Annotated in this window: 6 protein-coding genes; 5 read left to right on the top strand and 1 reads right to left on the bottom strand. The window is 66.0% G+C overall.

Features of this window, described 5'->3' with window-relative positions; genetic code table 11:
* The 4 genes from G3N93_RS30845 to G3N93_RS30830 all read left to right on the top strand — a co-directional run.
* Positions 1-722, top strand: a 722-nt coding sequence (locus G3N93_RS30845; protein WP_206134651.1) for an amidohydrolase family protein, incomplete at its 5' end; no start/stop codon positions are given.
* Between the two features lie 238 nt (positions 723-960).
* Positions 961-2,310 carry an aromatic acid/H+ symport family MFS transporter gene (locus G3N93_RS30840; protein WP_206124369.1) on the top strand — a complete coding sequence of 450 codons (1,350 nt, stop codon included), beginning with the start codon at positions 961-963 and terminating at the stop codon, positions 2,308-2,310.
* A gap of 40 nt (positions 2,311-2,350) precedes the next feature.
* Entirely contained in the window at positions 2,351-3,472 is a 1,122-nt protein-coding gene (locus G3N93_RS30835) for a porin (protein ID WP_241026764.1), read from the top strand.
* Between the two features lie 346 nt (positions 3,473-3,818).
* A complete protein-coding gene (locus G3N93_RS30830) occupies positions 3,819-4,889 on the top strand; it encodes a YhcG family protein (protein ID WP_206134650.1) in 1,071 nt (356 codons plus the stop codon).
* Positions 4,890-4,909: 20 nt separating this feature from the next.
* Here the strand turns inward: G3N93_RS30830 and G3N93_RS30825 are convergent, their stop codons facing one another.
* On the bottom strand, positions 4,910-5,698 hold the full coding sequence (locus G3N93_RS30825) for an IclR family transcriptional regulator (RefSeq protein WP_043180969.1): 789 nt from the start codon (positions 5,696-5,698) through the stop codon (positions 4,910-4,912).
* Positions 5,699-5,925: 227 nt separating this feature from the next.
* Between G3N93_RS30825 and G3N93_RS30820 the strand changes: the two genes are divergently transcribed.
* The coding region (locus G3N93_RS30820; protein WP_206134649.1) for an acetyl-CoA C-acyltransferase at positions 5,926-6,779 on the top strand (854 nt) is incomplete at its 3' end.

The following is a 6,779-nucleotide window of genomic DNA, read 5'->3' as shown; positions in this document are numbered from 1 at the left end:
AGGTCGCGCGCCGGCCGGACCGCTTCGGCGCGTTCGCGGCGCTGCCGCTGCAGGACCCGGACGCCGCCGCGCGAGAGCTGGCGCGGACGGTGACCGAACTCGGTTTCAAGGGCGCGCTCGTCAACGGCTTTTCGCAGATCGGCCACGCCGACAACGCGACCTATTACGACCTGCCGCAATACCGGCCGTTCTGGGCCGAGGTCGCGCGGCTCGACGTGCCGTTCTACCTGCACCCGCGCAATCCGTTGCCGAGCCAGCAACTGGCGATCGAAGGCCATCCGTGGCTGATGGGGCCGGCGTGGGAGTTTTCACGCGAAACGGGTGTGCATGCGCTGCGCCTGATCGGCAGCGGCCTGTTCGACGAACACCCGAACCTGACCGTGATCCTCGGCCACCTCGGCGAGCTCGCGCTGCACAACATCTGGCGCACGTCGCACTGGGCATCTCCGAACGGCAAGAACCCGATGGGTGTGAAGGCGAAGCGATCGTTCATCGATACGTTCCGCGCGCACTTCTATGTCACGACGAGCGGTAATTTCCGCACCATCGCGATGCGCAATGCGATCGACGAGATCGGCAGCGACCGCGTGCTGTTCTCGGCCGACTATCCGTTCGAATCGATGGAAGAGGCGAGCGCATGGTTCGACGCTGCCGAGATCGGTGACAACGACCGGGAGAAGATCGGGCGCGACAACGCGAAGCGATTGTTCAAGCTGGACTGAGCGGAGCGGGCGCCGCCGGTTCGTCGGAGCAATCCGGCGATGTGCGGCGGCGCTCGGCGCTCGGTTCGGCGGTATCGAATGGAATTCGCAGTACGAGTGAGTGATTGAAGTTGATCGGAACGATCGGCAACGGCCGCGGCAGACGGGCGTGTCGTATCGTCCGCCGCGCCCGATACGCGATGCACGGACCCGGTGCAGGCCGTCCGGCCCGTCACGATAAAACGAAGGAGACACCCCCTTGCAACCCACCCCCGCATTCGACGTGCAGCGCTGGATCGACGCGCTGCCGTTTTCACGTTTCCAGCTGGCGATTGCCTTGCAGTGTTTCGCCGTGGTCGCGCTCGACGGGCTCGACACCGCGCTGATCGGCTTCGTCGTGCCCGCGCTGCGTAGCGACTGGCATGCCGGCACGACCGGCATCACGTTGCTGCTCGCGTCCGGGCTGGTCGGCCTCGCGGTCGGCGCGTTCTTCGCGGGGCCGCTCGGCGACCGGCTCGGCCGCAAGCGCCTGCTGGTCGGGTCGGTCCTGTCGTTCGGCCTGTTCAGCACGCTGTGCGCGGTCGCGCCTGAGATTCATTCGCTGACGGTGCTGCGTCTTCTCACCGGTGTCGGTCTTGGCGCGGCGATGCCGAATGCGATCGCGATGACGTCCGAGTACAGCCCGCGTGCGCGCCGTGCGCTGGTCGTCACGACGATGTTCTGCGGCTTCACGTTCGGCTCCGCGGCGGCGGGGTTCATTGCCGCGCACGTGATTCCGCGTTACGGCTGGCATGCGATGTTCGTCATCGGCGGCGTGCTGCCGATCGCGCTCGGGATCGTGATGCTCGCCGCGCTGCCCGAATCGATCCGCTTCCTGATCCATCGGCGCGCACCGGCCGCGCAGGTCGCGGCCGTGCTGCGCCGCATGTCGCCCGATGCGCCGGACGATGTGCAACGCTTCGTCGCGGACGAGCCGGCGAGCGTCGCGGCGCGCTCGCCCGTGTCGCAACTGTTCGCGCGGCCGCTGCGGTTCGGCACGCTCGCGCTGTGGTGTGCATTCTGGATGAACCTGCTGATCGTCTATCTCGTCACCAACTGGCTGCCGAGCCTGTTTCGCGAAGCAGGCTTCGATCTCGCGCAGGCGGCGATCGTCACCGCGATGTTCCAGCTGGGCGGCACGGTCGGTGCGATCCTGCTCGGGCGTGCGATGGACCGCTTCAACGCGTACGCGGTGTTGGTGGCCGCCTATCTCGTCGGCGCGCTGTGCGTGTTCCTCGTCGCGTGGCGCTACGACGACCTGCCGTCGCTGTGCATCGGCATCTTCGGGGTCGGTTTCGGCGTTGCCGGCTCGCAAACCGGGGCGAATGCGCTCGCAGCCGATTTCTATCCGACCGGCAGCCGCGTGACGGGCGTGAGCTGGGCGCTCGGCGTCGGCCGGCTCGGCGCGATCGCGGGCTCGTTCGTCGGCGCGCTGGTGATGGCGAGCGCGATGGGGTTGTCGGGTGTCTTCATGCTGTTGATCGTGCCGATCGTCTGTGCCGCCGTCGCGATCGGTGCGATGGGGCTGCGTTACGCGCGTGCCGGCGGCTATGCGAAAGCCGTCGAATAAGCGCGAGCGAGCGCATTCCCTGCACAACGAGGAGACCCCGATGCAGACGTCGGCAAGCCGCCGCCGCGCGGCCATGATTTTCGCGGTATTGAGTGCAGCGGCCGCAAGCGCGGCCCATGCACAGAGCAGCGTGACGCTGTACGGCAGCCTGGATGCCGGCGTCGCGTATGTGAACAACCGGGCGGGCGGCTCGCAAGCCGCGATGCTGCAGGGCGTGATGCAGCCCGACCGCATCGGCTTCCTCGGCAGCGAGGAGCTGGGGGCAGGCTGGCGCGCGGTGTTCCGGCTCGAGAACGGCTTCGCGACCAACACCGGTGCACTGATGCGCAGCGGCACGCTGTTCAACCGGCAGGCGTACGTCGGGCTGTCGTCGGAGCGGGCCGGCACGATCACGCTCGGCCAGCAGACCGCGTTCAACTACGACTGGCTCGCGCCGATGGGCAACGGCTTTCAGTCGTCGAACCTGCTCGCGGCCCACCCGGGCAACCTCGACGGGCTGGTCGAGACGACGTCGGCGCAGGAGAGCAATGTCGTGAAGTACCGGTCGCCCGCGCTGTACGGGTTGAGGGTCGGGCTGCTGCTCGGGTTCGGCGGCGTGCCCGGCAATTTCTCGAGCGGACGCATCGCGGGAGCGGGCATCGATTACGTGAACGGATCGTTCGGGCTCGCCGCCGCGTACGTGAACGAGCACGACCGCGCGCTCGGCCCGATGCTCGGCGATACGACCGCGGGCCTCGGCCTGTCGACGTTCCAGGGGCGTCCGGCGCTGTCGTATGTGGCGGACAAGGTCGAGAACGCGGGCATCGGTGCGCGCTACGACTGGGGCGCCGTGAGACTGCACGCGCTGTACACCTACGTGAGGCTGAAGGCCGGCGCGCAGACGGATTCGTATCGCACGTTCGATGCGGGCGCCACGTGGCAGGTCACGCCGGCCAATGCCGTGGGCGGCGGGATGTCGACGACGTCGTTCATCGGCCGCCGCTATCTGTCGGCTTCGCTCGGGGACGTATATGCGTTGTCGAAGCGCACGCAGGTCTACCTGCATGCGGTTGCGCAGCAGGCGACGGGGAATGCGGCGGCGCGCGCCGCGATATTCGCGATCGGTGCATCGGGCACGCAGCGGCAACTTGCGATCGTGGCCGGGATTCATCATCTGTTTTGAGCGGGTGGTGGTGCGTCACTCGGCCGTGTCACGGGCACGGTGCCGGCAAGCAAGCAGACACTGTTCGTCGAGGGTGCGGCGCGGTGTCCTACAAGCTCGGAGAAGTTTCGTTCTCGTCAAATTGACCGCGCTTTTGCCCGTCACTAAATTGGGCGGATCGGCGTTCGCTCCGGGTTTCGTGAGCAGAACGTTGCAATGCAATCAGCATGTGCGGGCAGCCGGTGCTGCCCGCTTTTTATTTCACTGCGACGCCGGTCCGGCGCGGGGCTGATGTCGGCGCAGTCGAGTGGGCGGCAAGCAGGCACCGAACGATTGCGGGTCGGCAGCACATCGAGGAGGCAACAGCATGACCCGACGCAAGGTTGTCGTTGCATCGCCAGTCGCGACGCAAACGCTGCTGGGTGACATCCGGGCATTGATCGAAGCGGCACGGCAGCGTACTGCCTCGGCGGTGAACAGTGAGTTGACGATGCTCTACTGGCGCATCGGTCAACTCGTTCACACCCAGATTCTGGCGGGCAAACGGGCCGACTACGGTGAGGAAGTGCTGCCGACCCTGGCGGCGCAATTGACGAAGGATTATGGCGGCAGTTTTGCCGTGAAAAATTTGCGCCGCATGGTGCAGTTTGCTGCGACCTTTCCGGACGAACGGATTGTCGTATCGCTGATACGACAATTGAGCTGGACACACTTTGTTGCGTTGGTCCCGCTCAAAGACCCGCGTCAGCGTGACTACTACGCGCAGATGGCCAGCGTGGAGCGCTGGAGCGTCAGGATGCTGCGCGAGCGTATCGACTCGATGTTGTATGAGCGTACTGCACTCTCCCGGAAGCCGGATGCATTGATCGCGGAGGAGCTGGCAACGATGCGGGATGCACAACGTATGTCGCCCAGCCTGATCATGCGCGATCCCTATATTCTCGATTTCCTTGGTCTGCGCGACACCTGGCAGGAAGGCGACCTGGAGACCGCGATCATTCGCGAAATGGAGTCCTTTCTGCTGGAGCTTGGCGCAGGCTTCACTTTCGTCGCCCGGCAGAAGCGCATCCAGATCGACGACGAGGATTTCCACCTTGATCTGCTGTTCTACAACCGGAAGCTGCGGCGGCTGGTTGCGGTCGAGTTGAAAGTCGGCGAGTTCAAGGCCGCGTACAAGGGGCAGATGGAACTGTATCTGCGCTGGCTCGACAGGCACGAGCGAGAGGCGGATGAAGCACCACCTCTTGGAATCATCCTCTGCACCGGCAAGAAATCAGAGCAGATCGAACTGCTGGAACTGGATAGGTCCGGTATCCACGTTGCAGAGTACCTGACGGCATTGCCGCCACGAGCGGTGCTGACGGAGCGACTGCAACAAGCGATGCAACGGGCACGGTTGCAGATCCGGCCACGCCATGCGGCACGGAGCACGTCCTGACGCGTTCCGTGCCTTCGTTGTCACCCCCGTCGCGCCACCAGCTCCGACACCGTCTGCGCGGCCTGCTGCAGCGGCCCGAGAAACTCCTTCACCATCTGCTTCGCGGTATGCCGCTGCGCGTTGCCGCTGATGTTCATCGCCGCGATGATCTGCCCACGCCGGTTGCGGATCGGTGCTGACAACGACATCAGGCCCACTTCGAGTTCCTGGTCGACCACGGCCCAGCCCTGCTGGCGCACCTGCGCGATCGCCGCCTTCAGTTCGCCGAGGTCGGTGATCGTGCGCGGCGTATGCGCGCGGATGCCGCTTTGCGCGAGCGTTTCGTCGAGCGCGGCGTCGTCGAGCGCCGACAGCAGCACGCGGCCCATCGACGTGCAGTACGCGGGTAGCCGGCTGCCGATCGACAGGTTGATCGTCATGATCTTGCGGGTCGGCACCCGCAGCACGTAGACGATCTCGGTGCGGTCGAGCACGGCCGCCGAGCAGCTTTCGTGGATCTGTGCGGACAACTGCTCCATCACGGGATCGGCGAGATTCCAGAACGGCATCGACGTGAGGTACGCGAAGCCGAGTTCGAGGATCTTCGGCGTGAGCCGGAACAGCCGGCCGTCAGCCTCGACGTAGCCGAGCGTCTGCAGCGTGAGCAGGATCCGGCGCGCGCCCGCGCGCGTGAGCCCGGTGGCCGAGGCGACCTCGGTGAGCGTCTGCTCCGGACGGGCCGCGTCGAACGCGCGGATTACCGCGAGGCCGCGTGCGAACGACTGGACATAGGAGTCGCCGGGTTTCGTCTGAGTGTCTTCGGTTGTCATGAGCGATCGGAATATCGTGCAGCCGAGAAGATAGCGCATGGGGCCTGACACGCCAACCGCCCGGCGGACCGGGCGCTTGACAGGTCGTCCCCGCACTCCCTATGATGCGTTGAACGTTCGATACACGATCTTATGTTCGTATATAGAACATTTAAGCGCATCCCGGCGGGCAATGCAAGGGGGGCGCCCTGTTCATTCCCCAGCCTGTCCTGGGACCGGAGACACTGATGACCGAAGCTTTTCTGTGTGATGCGATCCGTACGCCGATCGGGCGTTACGGCGGTGCACTGTCCGGCGTGCGCGCCGACGATCTGGGCGCGGTGCCGCTCAAGGCGCTCGTCGAGCGCAACCGCGACGTCGACTGGACGGCGATCGACGACGTGATCTACGGCTGCGCGAACCAGGCCGGCGAGGACAACCGCAACGTCGCGCGCATGTCGGCGCTGCTCGCGGGGCTGCCGCAGGGTGTACCGGGTTCGACGATCAACCGCCTGTGCGGTTCCGGGATGGATGCGGTCGGCGTGGCCGCGCGTGCGATCAAGTCGGGCGAGGCCGCGCTGATGGTCGCAGGCGGCGTCGAGAGCATGACGCGTGCGCCGTTCGTGATGGGCAAGGCCGCGAGCGCGTTCGCGCGCCAGGCCGACATCTACGATACGACGATCGGCTGGCGCTTCGTCAATCCGCTGATGAAACAGCTTCACGGCGTCGATTCGATGCCGGAGACGGCCGAGAACGTCGCGGTCGACTACAACATCAGCCGTGCCGATCAGGACCTGTTCGCGCTGCGCAGCCAGCAAAAGGCCGCGCGTGCGCAGCAGGACGGCACGCTCGCCGAGGAAATCGTCGCGGTCACGATTCCGCAGAAGAAGGGCGATCCGGTGATCGTGTCGCGCGACGAGCATCCGCGCGAGACGTCGCTCGAAACGCTGGCGAAGCTGAAGGGCGTCGTGCGCCCGGACGGCTCGGTGACGGCCGGCAATGCGTCGGGCGTCAACGACGGCGCCGCCGCGCTGCTGCTCGCGAACGAGGAAACCGCGAAGCGCTTCGGCCTGACGCCGCGCGCACGCGTGCTCGGGATCGA

Source organism: Burkholderia sp. Se-20378 (genome assembly GCF_017104665.1).
GTDB classification, from domain to species: Bacteria; Pseudomonadota; Gammaproteobacteria; order Burkholderiales; family Burkholderiaceae; genus Burkholderia; species Burkholderia lata.
The sequence above is the reverse complement of the archived record's forward strand: the minus strand, read 5'-3'. Positions and strand labels throughout refer to the sequence as shown.